Below are 18,654 nucleotides of genomic sequence, written 5' to 3'. Positions count from 1 at the left end.
GGCGGACTATCCTGCCCGGGTGACCGATGAGCGGACCGGCAGCGACCAGACGCCGGAGGCCCCAGGACCCAACGCCCTGGGTCTCGCGTTCGGGATCATCGGCGACGAGTGGACGCTGCTGATCCTGCGCGCGGCCCTCAACGGAGCGCGCCGGTACGCCGAGTTCGGCGCAGCCATGCCGATCTCGCACGCCGTCCTCACGACGCGGCTCGACGCCCTCGTCGCCGAGGACGTGCTGCGCCGCGAGGTCTACCAGCGCAACCCCGTGCGATCGGAGTATCTGCTGACCGCCAAGGGCCGCGGACTCTGGCCGGTGCTGACCGCGCTGTGGCGCTGGGAACGGCGCTGGACCCCCGAGCCGACCACGACGACCCCGTCGATGCTGCACGCGGCGTGCGGTCGCGAGTTCACGCCCGACTTCTGCTGCAGCGCCTGCGCCGAGCCCGTGACGGCCCAGGACATCGCGAGCTCGTGGGGACCCGCGGGCGGCTGGCGACGCTCTGTGCCCGCGGTCCACACCCGCCGCCGGTCAGGCAGCCGGCGGCAGCAGGAGTACTTCTACCCCGCCACGATGGCGGTCTTCGGCAATCGCTGGTCGTCGGCGATCGTCGGGGCGGCCTTCATGGGCCTGACCCGGTTCAACGACTTCCACGACAAGCTCAAGGTCCCCCCGACCCTGCTCGCCGCGCGCCTCACGTCGTTGTGCGAGCACGAGATCCTGCACCAGGTCGTGCTGCCGGACCGACCCGACTGGTCGGAGTACCGGCTGACGGCCAAGGGGCTGGACTTCTTCCCCGTCATCGGCGCCACGGCGAGCTGGGCCGAGCACTGGTACCACGAGCCGGCGGGGGACGTGCTCGACTGGACGCACCGCTCGTGCGGCGCGGCGTTCACCGGCGTCTTCCGCTGCGACCAGTGCCACCAGGTCCTGCGCGGCAGCGACCTGCTCCAGCACCTCGGCTGAGGCACCGCAGCCCCCGCCAGCCGGGTACCGCTAGCTCGCACCCATGCCCGCGAGCAGCGTGGCCCGGTCGTAGTACTCGAGCCACTCGGTCACGAGGCCGTCCTCGAACGACAAGATCCCGACGACCGGGACCTCACCGTGGTGCTCGGCGTAGTCGAAGACGTCGACCCGCTCGACGAACACCCGCCCGCCGATGACGCCGATCGACTTGACCTGGAGGTCGACGTTGGCGGCGTTCTCCCGGAAGGGCCGCAGGTGCTCGTCGATCGTCGCGCGCCCGACCACCGGGTCCTTCATAACGCTGTGCAGCACGCCGTCCTCGGCGAACATCGCCGCCACGTCGTCCCACCGCAGCTCGTCCCACGCCGTGAGCATCTGGCGGGTCAGGGCGATCTTCTCGTCATCGGTCATCTCGTTCTCCTTCGATCGGGTGGTCCGGGTCATCGCAGTCGCAGCAGGACGCCGCTGACCGACAGGGTGGCGGGGGCATCGGCGCCGGCGACCGTGCGCAGGTCGACCGCGCTCAGCATGCGACGCGCGCCGCGCACGAAGTGCACGGTGCGTGATCCGACCCGGATCGAGGGCACCTCGCCGGGCTCGACCTCGACGCCCATGACCGCGGCCCACCGCGCGGCCTGCGCCTGCGGGTCCGGCGACTCGACGTCGACCGCGAGGACGTCGTCGACCAGGGGGTTCTCCGGGGTCTCGGTGGCGATGTCGTCCCAGAACCACTGGTCCGGCTCGGGGATCTCGTCGAGCTCGACCAGCAGGCCCATGTCGCCGGGGTGCAGCTGCACGATCCGGCGGCCGTACGCCTCGAGATCGGCCACGACACGGACGCCGGCGGACTCGGCGTTGGCCACCAACGTCGCGGCGTCCGGCACCTGGATCGACAGCGCGTACCCGCCCCCGCCGCCCACCTTCGCGAGCCAGCCGTTGATCGACGCCGTCGTGTTCAGCGGGGCGACGACCTCGAGGTGCGCCTCACCACCCACGCGGATCGTCTCGTCGGCCAGGCCGATGTCCTCCAGCAACGGATCGGCGAAGCCGCTGGACAGACCGAGCCCCTCGCGGATCTCCTTGCTCGTGGCGTCGAGGTCCTCGGCCCCGATCACCACCTGACGAATCGTGGCCCAGGTCATGTCGTGCTCCTGTCGTGTCCGGCCCAGTAGGGCGCGCGGAGGTCCCGCTTCAAGACCTTCCCCACGGACGTGCGGGGAAGGGAGTCGATGAGCTCGACGACGGTGGGTCGCCGAGCGGGTGGGAGGCGTGTGGCGACGAACTCCATCAGCGCCTCGACCGTGAGGCCGTCCGCCCCGACGACGAACGCGACGGGCGTCTCCCCCGCCGGATCCGCGGGCGCGCCGATCACGGCGACCTCGCGGACGTCGGGGTGCTCCATCAGCACGTCCTCGATCGCCGCGGCGTCGATGTGCTCGCTGCCCGCCATGAGCGGATCGGGGTGGTCGTCGGCCACGACGACGTCGGCGCCCGCGAGCTGCCGCTCGCACTGGTCGCACTGCAGGACCGCCGTGAGCGCGGCACCGCAGGCCCGGTGCGTCATCGCGAGCGCCGGGCCCTCCGGAGCGTGGTACCAGCGGTCGGCCCACTGCAGCGTCAGCAGGACGACGGGGAAGAACGCCCGCCCCTTGGCGGTCAACCGGTACTGCATCCAGTCCGAGCGCCCGAGGTTGTCGACCGGCTGCAGCACGCCGATGGCCTGGAAGACCCGCAGCCGGTCGGCGATCAGGGTCGGTGGCGCGCCCAGGCTCGCCTCGAACTCCGAGAAGCGGCTCACCCCACGGAAGGCGGCGCCGATCAGGGCCGACGACCACCGGTTGCCGAAGATCGCCATCGTGTCGGGGAACATCCCCGACTGGACGCCGCCCCCCTCGACCTCGGACCGACGGCGGGTCGCCGCGGCCGGGACCGACCGCTCCCAGCTGCCACTGGGGCCCCACTCGGCCCCGACGTCGCGGAGCGCGACGGCCTCGCCGCACGCGGCGCACCCGACGACCGGGGCGAAGTCGGCACCGCACGCGGCGTGCCGCATGACGGGCAGCCGCTGCGCGTGCTCGGGCACCCACTGGCGTTCCCAGTCCCAGATCGCGAGCAGCACGGTCCACAGCGATCGTGACCGTGCGGTGGGGCGGTACTCCGCCCGCGGCGGGTTGTGCTGGTAGACCTGACGGTCGAACAGCCCCTCACGCGTCAGCAGCGCCAGACGGGAGGTGAGCACCGCGTTCGAGATCGGGATCGCCGCCATGAACTGCCCGTACCGTCGCAGGCCCCACATCGAGTGCTGCAGGATCAGCAGGGTCCACTCGTCACCGAGCAGGCCCAGCATCCGGCCCACCGCGTTGGTGCCGCCGGCCTCCAGCAGGGTCGCACGAGCCGGATCAACCCCCTGCGCCACCACGTCGTCGCCCATCCCCGATCCGCCGGGCTAGAGCCCGACGGCAGACGCCGCGGAGTCGGCGGTCTGCCAGCGACGCAGCTCGGCCCCTGGCGCCCACGTCGAGTGCGTGCCGGAGGAGATCCGCTCGGGGAGCTTGAGCTTGCAGACCGGCCCGTCACTGACGCGCGCCGCGTCGAACACCACGGCGAAGGAGGCGTCCTGGTTCATGTCGGTCGTCAAGGTCACGAGGTATCCGTCGTCCTCCGCGGTCGATCCGACGCGCGGTGCCATCGCGGTCTCGCTGCCGTAGACGTTGTCGCCGAAGCTGTAGTGCTCCTCGGTGCCGGTGTGCAGGTCGTGCTTGGTCAGACCGTCGAACAGGAACCAGGCGGGCTTGCCCGTCGCGGCGTAGGCGTAGCGGTACTTCTCGCCGGTGTAGTCGCCGTTCATCATCCCGAACTCGGTGATCGACTCGCTGAGCTGCTCCTCCTTGACCTGACCGGTCACGAGGTTGAGGCGCCAGCGGTGCAGGCGTGACTGCATGCGATCCAGTGCGAGGAAGCGGAACGCGCGCTGCCACTTGTCGCCCATGCCGTTGTCGGCCGGCTCCGGGTCGCCCTGGAAGAAGCCGTCCAGGACGATCTCGTCCCCGTCCTCGTAGGCGTTGACGAAGTGCAGCACGTAGGTCGACTCGGCCTCGAACCAGCGGATGTCGGAGGTCTGGCCGCGACGCGGGATGACCGCGAAACGGGTCGGGAGGTCGGGACGGAACCGTGCCACGTGAGCGTCGCGCTTGAGCAGCTCCTCGTCCCAGAACAGCGGACAGTCGTTGAGGATCGCGTAGTTCTCGGTGTAAGCCATGTCGTGCGGCAGACGCGGACCCGGGAGCGGGACGTCGATGTAGTGCGCGAGGTCGTTGTTCTCGTCGACGACGCCGTACTTCATGTACGGCGCCTCCTTGCTGTAGTTGAAGAACAGCATCTCGCCGGTGCGGCCGTCGACCTTCGGATGGGCCGACACGCCCCAGTCGAAGGGGAAGTGCCCGTTCCAGCTCTCCTTGCCCATCGTCTCGGCCGTGAACGGATCGATCCGGTACAGGTCACCGCACTGGTAGAAGCTGCTGAGCGCGACACCGCGGTGCACGACGACATCGGTGCTGGAGGCGTCCTTCATCCGGGTGCGCGAGCCCCACCCGTCCTCGCGCAGGGCCCACTGCGGCGCCTCGGCCAGCCCGGCCCACAGCGGCCCGCCGTGCTCCTGCTCGGCCAGCAGCCCGTCGGTGCGGATGAAGCGGTTGCGGTAGAACGCCTCACCATCGCGGAAGCCGACGACGTGGATCATCCCGTCGCCGTCGAAGGGGTGGTAGTTCTTCAGCGACGGATGCACCGGGTTCTCGGTGTTGCGCAGGTAGACCCCGTCCAGATCGGTCGGGATCTCGCCCTCGACGACCTCGAGGCCGTCGGCCTTCCACTCGTTCGTCTGCGGCTGCCACGGACCCGTGCGGTACGGGTGGTCGTCGTCCTCCGGCAGCGTGGACAGGAGGCGTCCGACGAGCTCGACATCCATGGAAGTTCCCCTTCGTCTCGCCCCACCGATCTCCGCCGGGGCCTTGTCATCTGCGTCACACCGTACTACTACTATCAGAGTAACTCCACCGTCCGAGGCCAGAAAAGTTGCCCCAGGCAACGCCCGGACCCCGAAACGCCAGAGGTGTCGCATGTCCGAAGCCCAGCCCGACCAGCCCCTCGCCGGGCAGGTCGCGATCGTCACCGGAGGTGGCAAGGGCCTCGGCCGCGCCTTCTCGCTCCATCTCGCCGAGCTCGGCGCGGCGGTCGTCGTCAACAACCGCAACCGGCAGGTCGACGAGAACGGCCTCGGTCCGGCCGATCACGTCGTGGCCGAGATCCAGGCCGCCGGAGGCCGCGCCGTCGCCCATCACGGCGACGTCGCCGACCCCGCGACCGCCGCGAGCCTCGTCGAGGACGCGACGCGCCACTTCGGGCGGCTCGACATCTGCGTCACGAGCGCGGCGATCAACCCGTTGGAGATGCTGCACAAGTCCTCCCCGGAGACGTTCCGCCACGTCATGGACGTCAACGTCACCGGCACCGCGCTGGTCGTGGCTGCCGCGTCAGCCGCCATGCGTCCGGCCGGGCACGGCCGCATCATCGTCGTCGCCTCTGGCGCAGGCCTGCACGGCGAGCTCGCGGCCGCGGCGTACGCGGCGAGCAAGGGTGCGGTCATCGCGCTCGCGCGCACCGCCGCCTTCGAAGGGGCACCCAAGGGCGTGCTGACGAACGTGCTGCTCCCCTACGCCCTGACCCAGATGACCACCGACGGCATCGCGCCGGAGCAGGCCGAGCACCTGCGCCCCGAGCTGGTCGCGCCCGTCATCGGCGCTCTGGCCGATCCGGCCTGCGTCCTGAACGGCCAGGTCGTCGTGGCCGCAGGGTCCGCCGTCCGAGCCGTTGACGTCGTCGAGCACGCCACGGTCGCACACCCCCCGGGGCGCCTGGACCCGCGCGACCTCGAGGACCTGCTCGACCGGAGCCGCGAGGGAGAGCCGCACACCTACAGCAGCGCCCAGGAGGCCTTCCAGAGCCTTCTCGCCGACCTCGCCTGACGCCCCTCACCTCGACCCTGCACCATCTCGACCGATCCCGAAGGACCGATCCATGAACTCCGCGTTCCCCTGGGGCGACCTCGCCCTCAACCTGGTGATCAGCATCGCCGCCGTCGTCGTCTTCATCGGCGTCGTCATGGCGATCGCCTCCGCCATCTCGAACCACTCCATCATCGACATCTGCTGGGGACCGGGCTTCGTCGTCGTCGCCGTGGTCTCGTACCTCGCGTCGATGGGCGCCGACGGCGACGACGCCCGGCGTCTCGTCGTGCTCGCCCTCACCGCGGTCTGGGGCCTGCGCCTCGGGCTCTACATCGGTCGGCGCAATCTCGGCCACGGCCAGGACCCGCGCTACACCCGCCTGCTCGCGTCGCGCCAGGGCGGCAGCCTCGTGGTGTTCCTCGTCAAGCAGATCTACGGCCTGCAGGGACTCCTGATCGTCGTCGTCTCACTGCCCGTGCAGTTCGCGATGTACCAGGACGCGCCGCTGGGCGTGCTGGGCTGGCTCGGCATCGCGGTGTGGGCCATCGGCTTCACGTTCGAGGCCGTCGGTGACTGGCAGCTGGCCCGGTTCAAGGCCGACCCGGCCAACGAGGGGCGCATCATGGACCGGGGCCTGTGGGCCTGGACCCGTCACCCCAACTACTTCGGCGACTCGTGCGTGTGGGTCGGGCTGTTCCTGCTGGCCCTGGGCCACTGGGGTGGTCTCGTCACGATCATCGCGCCCATCGTCATGACCAAGCTCCTGGTCTCGTACAGCGGCAAGAAGCTGCTCGAGAAGGGCATGCGGCGCAAGCGCGGCGAGGCGTACGAGCACTACATCGCCACGACGAGCGGCTTCTTCCCGATGCCGCCGCGCCGCACGCCTCGCGCGACCTCGGACCGGTGACGACCGCAGGCCCGGCGCAGGCCGACCTGTCGCAGGTCCTCCACGTCGAGCAGCGAGACGACGACCTCTGGGTCGGTGCGGTCGACGTGCTGGCGCTCCCCCAGCTGTTCGGGGGCCAGCTCGTGGGCCAGTCGCTCATGGCGGCCGGTCGGTCCGTGCCGGAGGGATGCCTGCCGCACTCGCTGCACACGACCTTCCTGCGGGGCGGGCGCTCGGGGGAGCCGGTGTCGTTCCGCGTGGAACGTCTGCGCGACGGCCGCAGCGTCTCGACCCGCGAGGTCAGCGCGTGGCAGGACGACCGGCTGCTGTGCCGCACGGTCGTCTCCTGCACCAGGATCGACTCCGGGCTGAGCCACTCCCGCCCGACGCCGCGCGCCCTCGGTCCCGAGGCCGCGGTCGACCTGCGGGTCCTGGCCGAGCCCGACGGCGGCCTGGGCCGGTTCTGGGACGACTTCCGCGCGATCGAGATCCGGGTCGAGCCCGAGCCGGCGCCCGGCGCAGACCGTGACGCCGTCGCGCCAGGCGCGGCGCCACCGCAGAACATCTGGATGCGGGCCGTCGATCCGCTCGGCGACGACCCGCTCCTGCACCGCGCGGCGGTGGCCTACGCGAGCGACCTCATGCTGATGTCGACCGCCGTGACCCCGCACGGTCACACGACCGGCGCGGAGACGACGCTCGGGCGCACCTGGTGGGCCGTCTCGCTCGACCACACCATGTGGTTCCACCGTGACGTCCGCGCCGATGAGTGGCTGCTCTTCGAGCACGCCACGTCGGCGGCGCACGACTCGCGCGCGCTGATCGACGCCGCGGTGTTCGGCGCGGACGGCGCCCAGGCGTGCCGCATCACCCAGGAGGCCCTCATCCGCCCCTTGACCTGACTCACCGCGCGCCCGCCCCGCCGGGTGGGCGGGGCGGCGGGGTCAGCGGGTGCGCATCCGCTCCAGCGCCTGGCGGTACTCCTCGGCGAGCCGGGCCACGACGTCCGCAGCGGGCTCGACCGCCGTGACCGCGCCGATCCCCTGACCCGCGGCCCACACGTCCTTCCACCGCTTCGCGGGCGACTGCGTCGCGTCGTAGACGCGCTCGGCCGGCCCGACCAGCGCGTCGGGGTCGAGCCCGTTCGCCACCAGGCTCGGACGCAGCCACGACGCCGCGGTGCCGGTGATGCCGTCGCTCACCACGAGGTCGTCGACCTCGTGGTCGACGACCATCTGCTTGTACTCCGGCACGGCCATGCTCTCGCGGGTCGCGAGGAAGCTCGTGCCCATGTACACCAGGTCGGCACCCGCGGCGATCGCGCCGGCCACCCCGAACCCGTCGCTGATGCCGCCGCCGATCGTCACGAGTCCGTCGAACTCGCGACGCACGGCCGACACGAACGCGAAGGGCGAGAGGAAGCCCGTGTGCCCGCCGGCCCCCGCCGAGACGCACGCGAGACCGTCGACGCCGGCCGCGATGGCCTTGCGCGCCAGCCCCAGCGTCACGACGTCGGCGATCACCAGGCCGCCATAGGCGTGCACCGTCTCGATCACGGGTCGGGGCGAGCCGAGCGCCGTGATGACGACCGGCGGTCGGTGCTCGGCCACGAGGCGCAGGTCGTCCTCCAGGCGCGCGTTGGTGCGGTGCGTCACGAGATTCAGGGCCCAGGGCTCGTCGACCAGTGCGTCGCCGATCGTGCCCATCCACGCGTCCAGCTCCTCGGGCGTGCGGCAGTTCGGCGCCGGGAAGGTGCCCACCGCCCCCGCCCGACTCGTGGCGATCACGAGATCGGGCCCGGACACCAGGAACATGGGTGCGGCGACGACGGGCACCGTGAGGGTGTCGATCCAGGCCGGCCGGTTCGTCAGGGTCTGGGTCACGGGGTCTCCTCGAACTCTCGGCGCAGGACGTCCTTGCGCACCTTCAGGCTCGCGTTGCGGGGCAGCTCGTCGACGACCCGCACGCGCGTGGGCTTCTTGTAGCCGGCGAGCTGCCCACGCACGAAGGCCTCGAGCGCGGTCAGGTCGAGCGACGCGCCCGGGGTCGGCACCACGGCCGCCACGACGGTCTCGCCCCAGCGCTCGTCGGGCACGCCCAGCACCGCGACGTCGGCGACGCCCTCGGCCCGGGCGATGACCCGCTCGACCTCCGCGGGGTACACGTTCATGCCACCCGTCACGATCATGTCCTTGGCCCGCCCCCTGACGTACAGGTGACCGGCCGCGTCGAGGCTCCCGAGGTCGCCGGTGTGCAGACGCGGCCTGCCCGAGCCCGCGTCGCGCAGCGCCTCGGCCGTCTGGACCGGGTCGTCGAGGTAGCCGGCGAACAGCGTCTCGCTCTCCACGACCACCTCACCGACCTCACCGGCGGGGAGCTCGGCCCCGTGCTCGTCCAGCACCAGCACCCGCGCGATCGAGGTGGCCCGTCCCGCGGAGGAGAACGGATCGTCGGCCTCGGCGCCCGGTCGCCAGTCGGCCGGCACGGTGGCCGTGACCGGCGCTCCCGTCTCGGTCATGCCGTACGTCTCGACGTAGCGGTGGCCGATCGCGTCGACGAGGTCGACCGTGGCCTCCCGCGGCGCGAGCGAGCCGGAGTGCAGCACCCCGTCGAGGTGGTCGAGCACCTCGGGTCGACGCCGCACGGCATCGGCGAACGCGCCCATCAGCGGGGTCGGCGCATAGGTGAAGGTCGTGCGCTCGGCGATCATGCGGTCGACCCAGGCATCGGGCGCGAGCCCGGCCATCCAGGAGATCTCGCCGCCCACGTAGAGGTGCGGCAGCACGACGCCCCAGATGCCGGCCGCGAACGCCAGGGTGCCGGTGAAGCCGCAGCGACTGCCCCAGCGCAGGCCGTCGTGGGCCGGCATGTGCCGCACGATCCGGGCCAGGTTCGCGTGGGTGTGCACGACCCCCTTCGGACGTCCGGTCGTGCCGCTCGTGAAGCCCACGATCCCCGGAGTGCCCGCCGGCACGAGGACCCGCGGAGGCCTGGCGGTGCCGGAGGAGGCCATCGCGGCGGAGGCGTCGAGGTCGAGCCGGCCCGCGGCGCCGTGCCCCACGACGAGCACGCCACTGCCGGCCAGCAGCGGCGCGAGGCGCTCGGCGTGCGCGGCGGTGTGGATCACGGCGCGTGGCGCAGCAAGGTCGAGCACCTCGGCGATCTCCGGGCCCTGCAGCCGGTCGTTGACCTGCACCGCGGTGGCCCCCGTCAGGCCGACCGCGAGATAGGACTCGACGGCGTCGGCCTCCGCGTCGACCACGAGGGCGACCCGGTCGCCCGGACCGATGCCCTGGCCAGCGAGCGCGTGCGCGAGTCGGGAGGCCCGGGCGAGCGACTCGGCGTGCGTCCGGGTGGCGTCCGGCGTCCGGAAGGCCACGCGATGCCCCGCTCGGGCCATCGCGTCCGCGACCGGGGTGGCCCAGGTCGGCTCGGCCGTCACGGTCACGCTCCCTGCCGCAGCTCGCGCTTGAGGATCTTGCCCACCGGGTTGCGCGGCAGCTCGCCCATCACCGCGAGCCGCTCGGGCAGCTTGTAGGAGGCGATCTGCTTCCCGCGCAGGAAGGCGACGAGCTCCTCCAGGGTCATCGTGGCGCCGGGGCGCAAGGTCACGACCGCGGCGACGCGCTCGCCGAGCACGTCGTCCGGATCGCCGATCACGGCGACGTCGACGACGTCCGGGTGGTCGCCGATCAGGCCCTCGAGCTCGGCGGGCGCGATGTTCATACCGCCCCGGATCACGAGGTCCTTGGCCCGGTCGAGGTAGTGCAGGAACTGGTCCCGGTCACCCGCGATCTCGAAGATGTCGCCCGTGCGCAGCCGACCCTGCTCGTCGAACGGATTCGCCCGACCCTCGGGGTTGAGGTATCCCGCGAACACCGTCGGACCGCTCAGGCGCAGCTCGCCCGGCACGCCGGGTTCGGTGATCTCCTCGTCGGTGGCCGGGTCGACCAGAGTCACCCCGACCTGATCGGACAGGCTCGACGACCACGTGATGCCGGGGGCCCCGTACCGGGGGAAGTACTGGGCGCGGTCGTCCGGGTCGGGGAAGTCCTCCACGCTCGACAGCAGGCCGATGCCCTCGTTGGACCCGAAGAAGTTGATGACGCCGATCCCGAACTTCTCCTGCCAGCCCCGGACCATCGCCGGCTGGAGCGGCACCGAGCCGGACCCGAGCCGCGTCAGGCTCGAGAGGTCGGCTCGAGCCAGCAATTCCTCGTTGTGCAGCAGCATCCACAGCAGCGCCGGCGGGGCGACGGTGTAGGTCACGCGCTCGACCGCGATCTGCTGCAGGAACGTCGGCAGGTCGAACGGGTGGTGCTGCACGAGCACGCAGCCGGTCCGCAGCCACGGCAGGAACATGCCGTTGATGCCGGCCATGTTGACCATCGGGAAGGGGTTGAGCAGCACGTCCTCGGCCACGACCCGCGGAGCCTCGACCGTGGCGCGGCAGATCGCGAGCCACTCCAGGTGGGCGCGCGGCACGCCCTTCGGCTCGCTCTCGGTGCCCGAGGTCCAGCAGATCGTCAGGCAGTCGTTGGCGTCGTTGGGGTCGTCTGCGCGACGGCTCGCCACCTGCGCGCGCTCGGCGTCCGTGGCCACCGCCGGGGCCCAGGCCACGACGGTGCCCGGGACGTCCTCGAGCTCGGCCGGGTCGCCGAACACCGCGACGGTGCGCAGGCTCGGGATCTGCTCGCGGACGTCGAGCACGTCCAGCACGGGGCTGCGCCCGCCGAACGTCGCGCTCGTGACGAAGGCGGCGAACTCGGCCTGGTTCGCCATGCCGAGGATCTCGCGCTGGCGGTACTGCATCGGCAGCGGCGAGACGACGATGCCGAGCGACCAGGCCGCGAGGTACACCTCGACGAGCTCGATCGCGTTGGGGAGCTGGACCCCGAGCACGTGACCGCGCTGCAGGCCGAGGTCGTCGAGGCGGGCGGCCAGCGCCACGACCTCGGCGTCGAGCTCTCGCCAGGTGAGGCGGCGCGGCGCCGATCCCATCAGGTCGGCCCGGTTGGCCGGATCGACGACCGCGAGCTCGTCGGGTCGGTCGGCGACCTGACGGTCGAGGAGCTGGTCGACGGTCTCGTCGGACCACCAGCCCCGCGCCTGGTAGTCCGCCACCTTGTCGGGCGCGTGCAGTCCTCGGGAGATCGCCATCGTTCGCTCGTCCTTCCGTCGTGATCAGCTCGTGACACTTCAGCAAGCAGTGTGATAGAGATTACTACATCAAGCAGAGTGATAAGCCAAGCACTCTGCGCCGTCGAGCGAAAGGTGCCGGTGATCAGCGTGCGAGGAGCGAGCGTGGCGGGAGCCACCATCGTCGTGACCGGGGCGAACCGCGGCATCGGACTGGCCTTCGTCACCGAGGCGTTGGCCCGCGGGGCCGCGAAGGTCTACGCCGGCGTCCGCGACACCACGACCGTGACGGACGAGCTCCGGGCCACCGGCGCCGAGATCGTGCAGCTCGAGGTCACCGACGCCGCCGACGTCGCCGCGGCGGCCCACACCTGCTCCGACGCCACCGTGCTGATCAACAACGCCGGCCTGCACGCCCAGGACCGGCTCGTGAAGTGCAGCGACGACGAGGCCGCCCGGCGCGAGATGGAGGTCAACTACTTCGCCCCGCTCGCCACGACGCGCGCCTTCGCGCCGGTCATCGCCGCCAACGGCGGTGGCTCGATCGTCAACGTGCTCTCCGTGGCGGCGATCGCCCCGACCGCCTTCATGGGCGGGTACTCCCCGGCCAAGGCGGCGGCGCTCTACCTCGGCGGCATCGCCCGCGCCGAGCTCGAGCCCGACGGCATCACCGTGACCTCGCTCATCGTCGGCTCGGTCGACACCCAGATGGCGGCGCACGTCGACGGCCACAAGGAGGACCCGCGCGACATCGCGGTCGCCGGCCTCAAGGCGATGCAGCGCGGCGACTGGACCGCCGACACCGACACGATGGCCTTCCAGTCGCGGGCACGGATGGCCCTCGACCCGGTCCGCTACGAGCGAGGCCTCGGCAAGCTCCTGTTCGCCGACGCCCTGAGCACGAAGGCATGACCATGGACACGCGCCCCCAGGTCGCGCCGTACATGACGCCGACCCCACCGGAGTACACCGACCCGCACTACGCCCTGCATCCCGACGGGTCGCGCGTCGAGCGCGTGGAGGACATCCTGCGCCAGCGCGCGGCGGCGACGCCGGACCTGCCCGCCGTGATCGAGCCGGGACGCACCACGACGTTCGCCGAGCTCGACCAGATGGCCAACCGGGTCGCCCAGGCACTGCTCGCCGACGGCCTGCAGCCGGGCGACCGGGTCTCCTACATCGGCGAGAACGCGCCCTCGTTCCTGGCGGTGCTGTACGGCGCCTCGAAGGCCGGCGCGATCCCCACGGCGGTCAACTTCCGCCTGACCGGCCCCGAGGTCGAGTACATCCTGGGCCACAGCAGCCCCACCGTCGTGGTGCTCGGCCGGGGCCAGGAGCGTCTGGCCGAGATGGCCGCCGCGCAGGCCTCGGTGCGCCGCGTCGTCACGGTCGACGCGAGCGAACACTCGACCGGGTACGACGCCTGGCTCGGCGCGGCCTCGCCCGTCGACCCCGGCTTCGCGCGCGACCCGCACGAGACGGCCCTGATGTTCTACTCCTCCGGCACCACGGGCTTCCCCAAGGGCATCGAGCTGACGGGCGACAACCTGGGCCAGGCCATCGCCGCGATGCACTACCTGCTGGACCTGGACACCACCGCCGTCGCGATGGCACCGGTCCCGTTCTTCCACGTCAGCGGCTTCGGCCTGGCGATCATCGCCACGGTCAACGGCGCGGCCCTGCTGCTGCGCAACCCCGAGTCGCCGCAGCAGCTGATCCAGATCCTGCAGGAGGACCGCGTGACGCACGCCGTCGCGGTCCCCACGGTGATCCAGTTCATCCTGAACCTGCCCGAGGCGCGCCAGGCGGACTGGTCGGCCCTGCGCTTCCTGATCTACGGCGCCTCGCCCATGCCCGAGCCGGTGCTCCGCGAGGCCACCGAGGTGCTCGGCTGCAAGTTCCTGCAGAGCTACGGCCTGACCGAGTCGACCGGCGGCGTCACGATGCTGTCGCCGGAGGACCACCTGCCCACCCCCGAGACCGCCCACCGCCTGCGCTCGGTCGGTCGCCCCATGCCGAACGTGCCCGTGCGGATCGTGGACCCGGTGACGCTGGAGGACCTCCCCTTCGGCGAGCGCGGCGAGGTGCTGATCGGCGGTGGCCACGTCATGAAGGGCTACTGGGGCAATCCCGACGCCACGGCCGGCGCGATCACCCCCGACGGCTGGTTGCGCACCGGCGACGGCGGCTCGATGGACGCCGACGGGTACCTGTACCTGCACGACCGGCTCAAGGACATGATCGTGTCCGGCGGCGAGAACGTGTACCCGGCCGAGATCGAGAGCGTGCTCACGGCACACCCGGGCGTGGCCCAGGTCGCCGTCATCGGGGTCCCGTCCGAGCGCTGGGGCGAGTCCCCCATGGCGGTCGTCGTGCGCGCCGCGACGCCCGAGGGCGCCGAGCTGACGTCCGCCGGACTCATCGGCTGGTCGCGCGAGCGGCTCGCCGGCTTCAAGTGCCCCGTCGACGTCGCCTTCGTCGACGCCCTGCCGCTCAACGCGAGCGGCAAGCTCCTCAAGACCGCCCTGCGGTCGACCTACGCCTGAGCCGACTGCTCCCGATCGAACGGACACGACCATGGGCACCACCGAGGGCCTCGACCTGGACTTCCTCGCCACCGTCCGCGGCGCCGCGAGCGTGGCCGACCTGCTGCGCACGACGGCGGCGCACCGTCCTGACGCCCCCGTGGTGGTCGGCGACGGCCGCAGCCTGACCCACGGCGAGCTCGACGCGCGGTCGAGCCGGATCGCCGCAGGGCTCGTGGCGGCCGGGCTCGAGCCGGGCGACCGCGTCGCGATGCTGGCCCGCAACGCCTCGGAGTACTGGGAGCTGTTCTTCGCGGCCTCGCGCGCCGGGCTCGTGATCGTGCCGATCAACTTCCGGCTCGCGCCGGCCGAGGTCGAGTTCATCGTCTCCGACGTCGCCCCGCGCGCGCTCCTGGTCGAGGACGTGCTGCTCGAGAACGTCACGGAGGCGGCCACGGCCGTGGTCGACGGACCGCTGCTGGCCTTCACCCAGGGCTCCGAGCCGCTCGAGGTCCCGGCCGCGTGGGCCGCGTTCGAGGACTTCGTCGCCGGCGCCGCGGCGGAGGAGGACCCCCGCCGCGACGCGACGGGCGACGACCTCGCGTTCATCATGTACTCCTCGGGCACGACCGGACGGCCCAAGGGCGTCATGACGACCGTGGCCGGATTCCTCTGGGCCGTCGAGCGCTTCGGCGCCAACTTCGACGTGTCGCCCGCCTCCGTCAGCCTCGTGCCGACGCCGTACTACCACATCGCCGCCGGAGGGTGGTCGCTCATCGCGATCGCCGCCGGAGGCCGGATCGTGCAGTTCACGGAGGTCGCGCCGCAGAAGATGGTCTCCCACATGGTCGAGCACCAGACGACCCACGTCGTCATGGTCCCGACCGTGATCCAGGCGTTCGTCTCGAGCCCCGAGGTCTCCGCCGTCGACTTCTCCTGCGTCGAGTGGCTCGTGTACGGCGGCTCCCCCATCTCGGAGTCGGTCATGGTCCGCGCCCAGGAGGTCTTCGGGGCCAGGCTCGCCCAGACCTACGGCCTGACCGAGACGATCGGGGTGGCCACGATCCTCGGGCCCGAGTGCCACACCTCGGCCACGAGCGGGCTCCTGCGGTCGGCCGGCCGGCCGGTCGACGGCGTCGAGCTCGAGATCCGCGACACCGAGACCGGCGCCCGGTGCGCGCCGGGAGAGACCGGCGAGGTCGTCGTCCGCGCCGGGTGCGTCACGCCGGGCTACTGGCGCAACGAGGAGGCCACCGCCGAGTCGCTCGACGCCGACGGCTGGTTCCGCACCGGCGACGCGGCGTACGTCGATGCCGAGGGCTTCGTCTACCTGCGTGACCGGATCAAGGACCTGCTGACGTCGGGCGGTGAGAACGTCTACCCGGCCGAGGTCGAGAACGCGATCATGTCGCACCCCGGCGTCCTGGAGGTCGCGGTCATCGGCATCCCGTCGCCGAAGTGGGGCGAGACGCCGCACGCGGTCGTGGTGCCGCGCCCCGGCCACACCGTGACGGAGGCCGAGATCATCGAGCACACGCGCGAGCGCATCGCCCGCTACAAGTGCCCGACGTCGGTCGAGGTCGTCGAGATCCTGCCGCGCAACCCCTCCGGCAAGATCCTCAAGCGCGAGCTGCGTCGCCCCCACTGGGAGGGCCACGACCGCGCCACCTCCTGAAGTTCCGCTCGCGAGAGAGTTTGTTGGTGGTCACGAGAGAGTTCGTGCGCACGAAGTCTCTCCTGTGCACACACAAACTCTCTCGCGAGCGGCACGCGGCAGCTGGCCAGCGGGACGACCGTGGGGCACGTAGCGTCAGGGCATGACCCCCAGGTTGCTCGCCCGCCGGTCCCGGATCCTCACGCTGCTGCCCGCGCTCGCGCTCGTGGTCGCCGGTTGCGGCGGCGGTGACGGCGACCCCGGGCCCACCTCGAGCGCTCCGGCAGAACCGGCCGACGGCGGCACAGCCGTCCTGCCGGCCGGCTCGCCGCAGGACGTCACCACCGACCTGACCGCGCCGTGGTCGATCGCCTTCGTCGGTGACACCGCCCTGATCAGCTCGCGCGACGACGGCGACATCTGGGAGCTGACCGCCGACGGCTCGACCCGCCTCGTCGGCACGGTCGACGGGGTCGTGCACGAGGGCGAGTCCGGGCTCCTGGGCCTCGCGGTCGACGAGCAGGACCGGCTCTACGCGTACTCGACGGCCGCCGGCGGCAACCGGGTGCAGCGCTTCGCGCTGGACGGCGCACCCGGGTCGTACGAGCTGGGCGCGGTCGAGACGATCCTCGACGGCATCCCCGCGGCCCGCAACCACGACGGCGGACGCATCGCCTTCGGTCCTGACCAGATGCTCTACGTCGCGACCGGCGACGCCAACGACCGCCCCGCCGCCCAGGACCCCGACAGCCTCGCGGGCAAGATCCTGCGCCTGACGCCCGACGGCGCCGCCCCGGACGACAACCCCGTCGCCGGATCGATCGTCTACACCCTGGGCCACCGCAATCCCCAGGGGATCGCCTGGGCCGACGACGGCACGATGTTCGCCGCGGAGTTCGGCCAGGACACGTGGGACGAGCTCAACATCATCACCCCGGGCGCCAACTACGGCTGGCCCGAGGTCGAGGGCATCGGCGGCGACGACCGTTTCGTCGACCCGGTGCAGCAGTGGGAGCCCAGCACCGCGAGCCCCAGCGGGATCGCGGTGGCCGACGGCACCGTATTCATCGCCAACCTCCGGGGAGCCGTGCTGCGCTCGGTGCCCGTGGCCGACCCCACTACCTCGATCGAGCACTTCGCCGACCAGTACGGCCGGCTGCGTGACGTCGTGGTGGCACCCGACGGCGATCTGTGGTTCCTCACCAACAACACCGACGGACGCGGGGACCCGGCCGGTGGCGACGACCGGATCCTGCGCGTCGGCCTCGAGCCCGCCTGACCCGCGGGCCAGGTCAACGGGCCCCGATCAGCGAGCCAGGTGGCGGGCGATGACCATGCGCTGGATCTGGTTGGTGCCCTCGAAGATCTGCATGACCTTGGTCTCGCGCATGTACCGCTCCACGGGGAAGTCCTTGGTGTAGCCCGCGCCGCCGAGCACCTGGACCGCGTCGGTCGTGACCTTCATGGCGTTGTCGGTCGCGACGAGCTTGGCCACCGACGCCTGGCGCCCGTAGGGGCGCCCGGCGTCCTTCAGCCGCGCGGCGTGCAGGTAGGTGGCGCGGGCCGACTCGACCGCAGCGGCCATGTCGGCGAGCAGGAACCCCAGGCCCTGGTGGTCGATGATCGCCTTGCCGAACGCCTCGCGCTCCTGGGCGTAGGCGATCGCGGCGTCGAGCGCGCCCTGCGCGACCCCCGTGGCGACGGCGGCGATGCCGAGCCGGCCGGCGTCGAGCCCCGCCAGGGCGATCGGCAGGCCCTGCCCCTCCTGCCCGAGGCGACGCTCGGCGGGGACGCGCACGCCGTCGAACAGCATCGTCGCGGTCGTGGAGCTCATCAGCCCCATCTTCTGCTCGGGCACGTCGGCCGTGAGCCCCGCGGAGTCCGCCGGCACGAGGAAGCAGCTGATGCCCTTCCCACCGTCGTCGGACGTGCGGGCCATGACCTTGTAGAAGTCGGCCTGTCCGCCGTGGGTCGTCCAGGCCTTGGCGCCGGTGAGGACGTAGTCGTCGCCGTCGCGCACCGCCCTGGTGCGCATCGCCGCGGGATCGGATCCCGCGTGCGCCTCCGACAGGCAGTACGCGCCGAGCTGGTCACCGGCGAGCATCTCCGGCAGCCACGCCTGCTGCTGCTCGGTCGTGCCCTGCTCGAACAGGCCGAAGCAGCTCAGCGCGTGCACGCTCACCCCGACCCCCACGGCCGCCCAGGCCGAGGCGATCTCCTCGACGACCTGCAGGTAGACCTCGTACGGTTGGCCGCCACCGCCGACCTCCTCGGGGTACGGCAGGCCCAGCAGACCCGCGCGCCCGAGCGTGCGGAACACCTCGCGAGGAAACCGCGCCTCGCGGTCGTGCTCGTCGACGATCGGCCGCAGCTCCTTGTCGACGATCGACCGGGTCAGGTCGATCAGCTCGGTGGACTCCTCGGTGGGCATCAGGCGCTCAGCGGGCATCGCGGACGTTCCTCTCCGGCACGGCGGTCGTGTA

Annotated in this window: 16 protein-coding genes; 8 read left to right on the top strand and 8 right to left on the bottom strand. The window is 71.9% G+C overall.

Features of this window, described 5'->3' with window-relative positions:
• Positions 1 to 19: 19 nt before the first annotated feature.
• Positions 20 to 964 (top strand): helix-turn-helix domain-containing protein, encoded by a 945-nt coding sequence (locus KAG51_RS11765; protein WP_290583877.1) that lies wholly within the window; start codon positions 20 to 22, stop codon positions 962 to 964.
• A 30-nt stretch (positions 965 to 994) separates the two neighbouring features.
• Here the strand turns inward: KAG51_RS11765 and KAG51_RS11760 are convergent, their stop codons facing one another.
• From KAG51_RS11760 to KAG51_RS11745, 4 genes are read right to left on the bottom strand one after another with little or no spacing between them, the layout of a single operon-like run.
• On the bottom strand, positions 995 to 1,375 hold the full coding sequence (locus tag KAG51_RS11760) for a nuclear transport factor 2 family protein (protein ID WP_290583875.1): 381 nt from the start codon (positions 1,373 to 1,375) through the stop codon (positions 995 to 997).
• A gap of 29 nt (positions 1,376 to 1,404) precedes the next feature.
• Entirely contained in the window at positions 1,405 to 2,106 is a 702-nt protein-coding gene (locus KAG51_RS11755; RefSeq protein ID WP_290583873.1) for a hypothetical protein, read from the bottom strand.
• Positions 2,103 to 3,395 carry a winged helix-turn-helix transcriptional regulator gene (locus tag KAG51_RS11750; protein ID WP_290583871.1) on the bottom strand — a complete coding sequence of 431 codons (1,293 nt, stop codon included), beginning with the start codon at positions 3,393 to 3,395 and terminating at the stop codon, positions 2,103 to 2,105. The genes KAG51_RS11755 and KAG51_RS11750 overlap by 4 nt, the downstream gene beginning before the upstream one ends.
• Before the next feature lie 15 nt (positions 3,396 to 3,410).
• Positions 3,411 to 4,928, bottom strand: coding sequence for a carotenoid oxygenase family protein (locus tag KAG51_RS11745; protein ID WP_290583869.1), 1,518 nt, complete (start codon positions 4,926 to 4,928; stop codon positions 3,411 to 3,413).
• A 151-nt stretch (positions 4,929 to 5,079) separates the two neighbouring features.
• On the opposite strand from KAG51_RS11745, the gene KAG51_RS11740 reads away from it, so the two are divergent.
• The 3 genes from KAG51_RS11740 to KAG51_RS11730 are packed head-to-tail and all read left to right on the top strand — an operon-like array spanning position 5,080 to position 7,755.
• A complete protein-coding gene (locus tag KAG51_RS11740; protein ID WP_290583867.1) occupies positions 5,080 to 5,985 on the top strand; it encodes an SDR family NAD(P)-dependent oxidoreductase in 906 nt (301 codons plus the stop codon).
• Positions 5,986 to 6,037: 52 nt separating this feature from the next.
• Positions 6,038 to 6,874, top strand: coding sequence for a DUF1295 domain-containing protein (locus tag KAG51_RS11735; RefSeq protein ID WP_290583865.1), 837 nt, complete (start codon positions 6,038 to 6,040; stop codon positions 6,872 to 6,874).
• Positions 6,871 to 7,755 carry an acyl-CoA thioesterase domain-containing protein gene (locus tag KAG51_RS11730; protein ID WP_290583863.1) on the top strand — a complete coding sequence of 295 codons (885 nt, stop codon included), beginning with the start codon at positions 6,871 to 6,873 and terminating at the stop codon, positions 7,753 to 7,755. The genes KAG51_RS11735 and KAG51_RS11730 overlap by 4 nt, the downstream gene beginning before the upstream one ends.
• A gap of 42 nt (positions 7,756 to 7,797) precedes the next feature.
• Here the strand turns inward: KAG51_RS11730 and KAG51_RS11725 are convergent, their stop codons facing one another.
• Genes KAG51_RS11725 through KAG51_RS11715 form a run of 3 tightly spaced genes read right to left on the bottom strand, consistent with a single transcriptional unit; the run spans position 7,798 to position 12,013 of the window.
• A complete protein-coding gene (locus tag KAG51_RS11725) occupies positions 7,798 to 8,736 on the bottom strand; it encodes a nitronate monooxygenase (RefSeq protein WP_290583861.1) in 939 nt (312 codons plus the stop codon).
• Complete coding sequence (locus KAG51_RS11720; RefSeq protein WP_290583859.1) at positions 8,733 to 10,295, bottom strand: AMP-binding protein; 1,563 nt, start codon at positions 10,293 to 10,295, stop codon at positions 8,733 to 8,735. The genes KAG51_RS11725 and KAG51_RS11720 overlap by 4 nt, the downstream gene beginning before the upstream one ends.
• Positions 10,296 to 10,297: 2 nt before the next feature.
• Positions 10,298 to 12,013, bottom strand: a complete 1,716-nt coding sequence (locus KAG51_RS11715; RefSeq protein WP_290583857.1) for a class I adenylate-forming enzyme family protein — start codon at positions 12,011 to 12,013, stop codon at positions 10,298 to 10,300.
• A 144-nt stretch (positions 12,014 to 12,157) separates the two neighbouring features.
• On the opposite strand from KAG51_RS11715, the gene KAG51_RS11710 reads away from it, so the two are divergent.
• The 4 genes from KAG51_RS11710 to KAG51_RS11695 all read left to right on the top strand — a co-directional run bounded on the left by KAG51_RS11710 (position 12,158) and on the right by KAG51_RS11695 (position 17,450).
• Positions 12,158 to 12,904: an SDR family oxidoreductase gene (locus KAG51_RS11710; RefSeq protein WP_290583855.1), complete on the top strand. Its 747-nt coding sequence runs from the start codon at positions 12,158 to 12,160 to the stop codon at positions 12,902 to 12,904.
• Positions 12,901 to 14,538: a long-chain-fatty-acid--CoA ligase gene (locus tag KAG51_RS11705; RefSeq protein ID WP_290583853.1), complete on the top strand. Its 1,638-nt coding sequence runs from the start codon at positions 12,901 to 12,903 to the stop codon at positions 14,536 to 14,538. The genes KAG51_RS11710 and KAG51_RS11705 overlap by 4 nt, the downstream gene beginning before the upstream one ends.
• Before the next feature lie 31 nt (positions 14,539 to 14,569).
• The gene (locus KAG51_RS11700) at positions 14,570 to 16,192 is read left to right on the top strand and encodes a long-chain-fatty-acid--CoA ligase (protein ID WP_290583851.1); all 1,623 of its coding nucleotides are present in this window, start codon (positions 14,570 to 14,572) and stop codon (positions 16,190 to 16,192) included.
• A gap of 142 nt (positions 16,193 to 16,334) precedes the next feature.
• Positions 16,335 to 17,450: a PQQ-dependent sugar dehydrogenase gene (locus KAG51_RS11695; protein WP_290583849.1), complete on the top strand. Its 1,116-nt coding sequence runs from the start codon at positions 16,335 to 16,337 to the stop codon at positions 17,448 to 17,450.
• A gap of 27 nt (positions 17,451 to 17,477) precedes the next feature.
• Here KAG51_RS11695 and KAG51_RS11690 read toward each other — a convergent pair whose 3' ends face one another.
• Positions 17,478 to 18,620 carry an acyl-CoA dehydrogenase family protein gene (locus tag KAG51_RS11690; RefSeq protein ID WP_290583847.1) on the bottom strand — a complete coding sequence of 381 codons (1,143 nt, stop codon included), beginning with the start codon at positions 18,618 to 18,620 and terminating at the stop codon, positions 17,478 to 17,480.
• Positions 18,621 to 18,654 lie beyond the last annotated feature (34 nt).

Origin of the sequence: Aeromicrobium sp. (assembly GCF_023146395.1) — a bacterium.
Classification (GTDB): Bacteria; Actinomycetota; Actinomycetes; order Propionibacteriales; family Nocardioidaceae; genus Aeromicrobium.
Note: the sequence above shows the minus strand (reverse complement) of the source record. Positions and strands in the feature narration are given on the sequence as shown.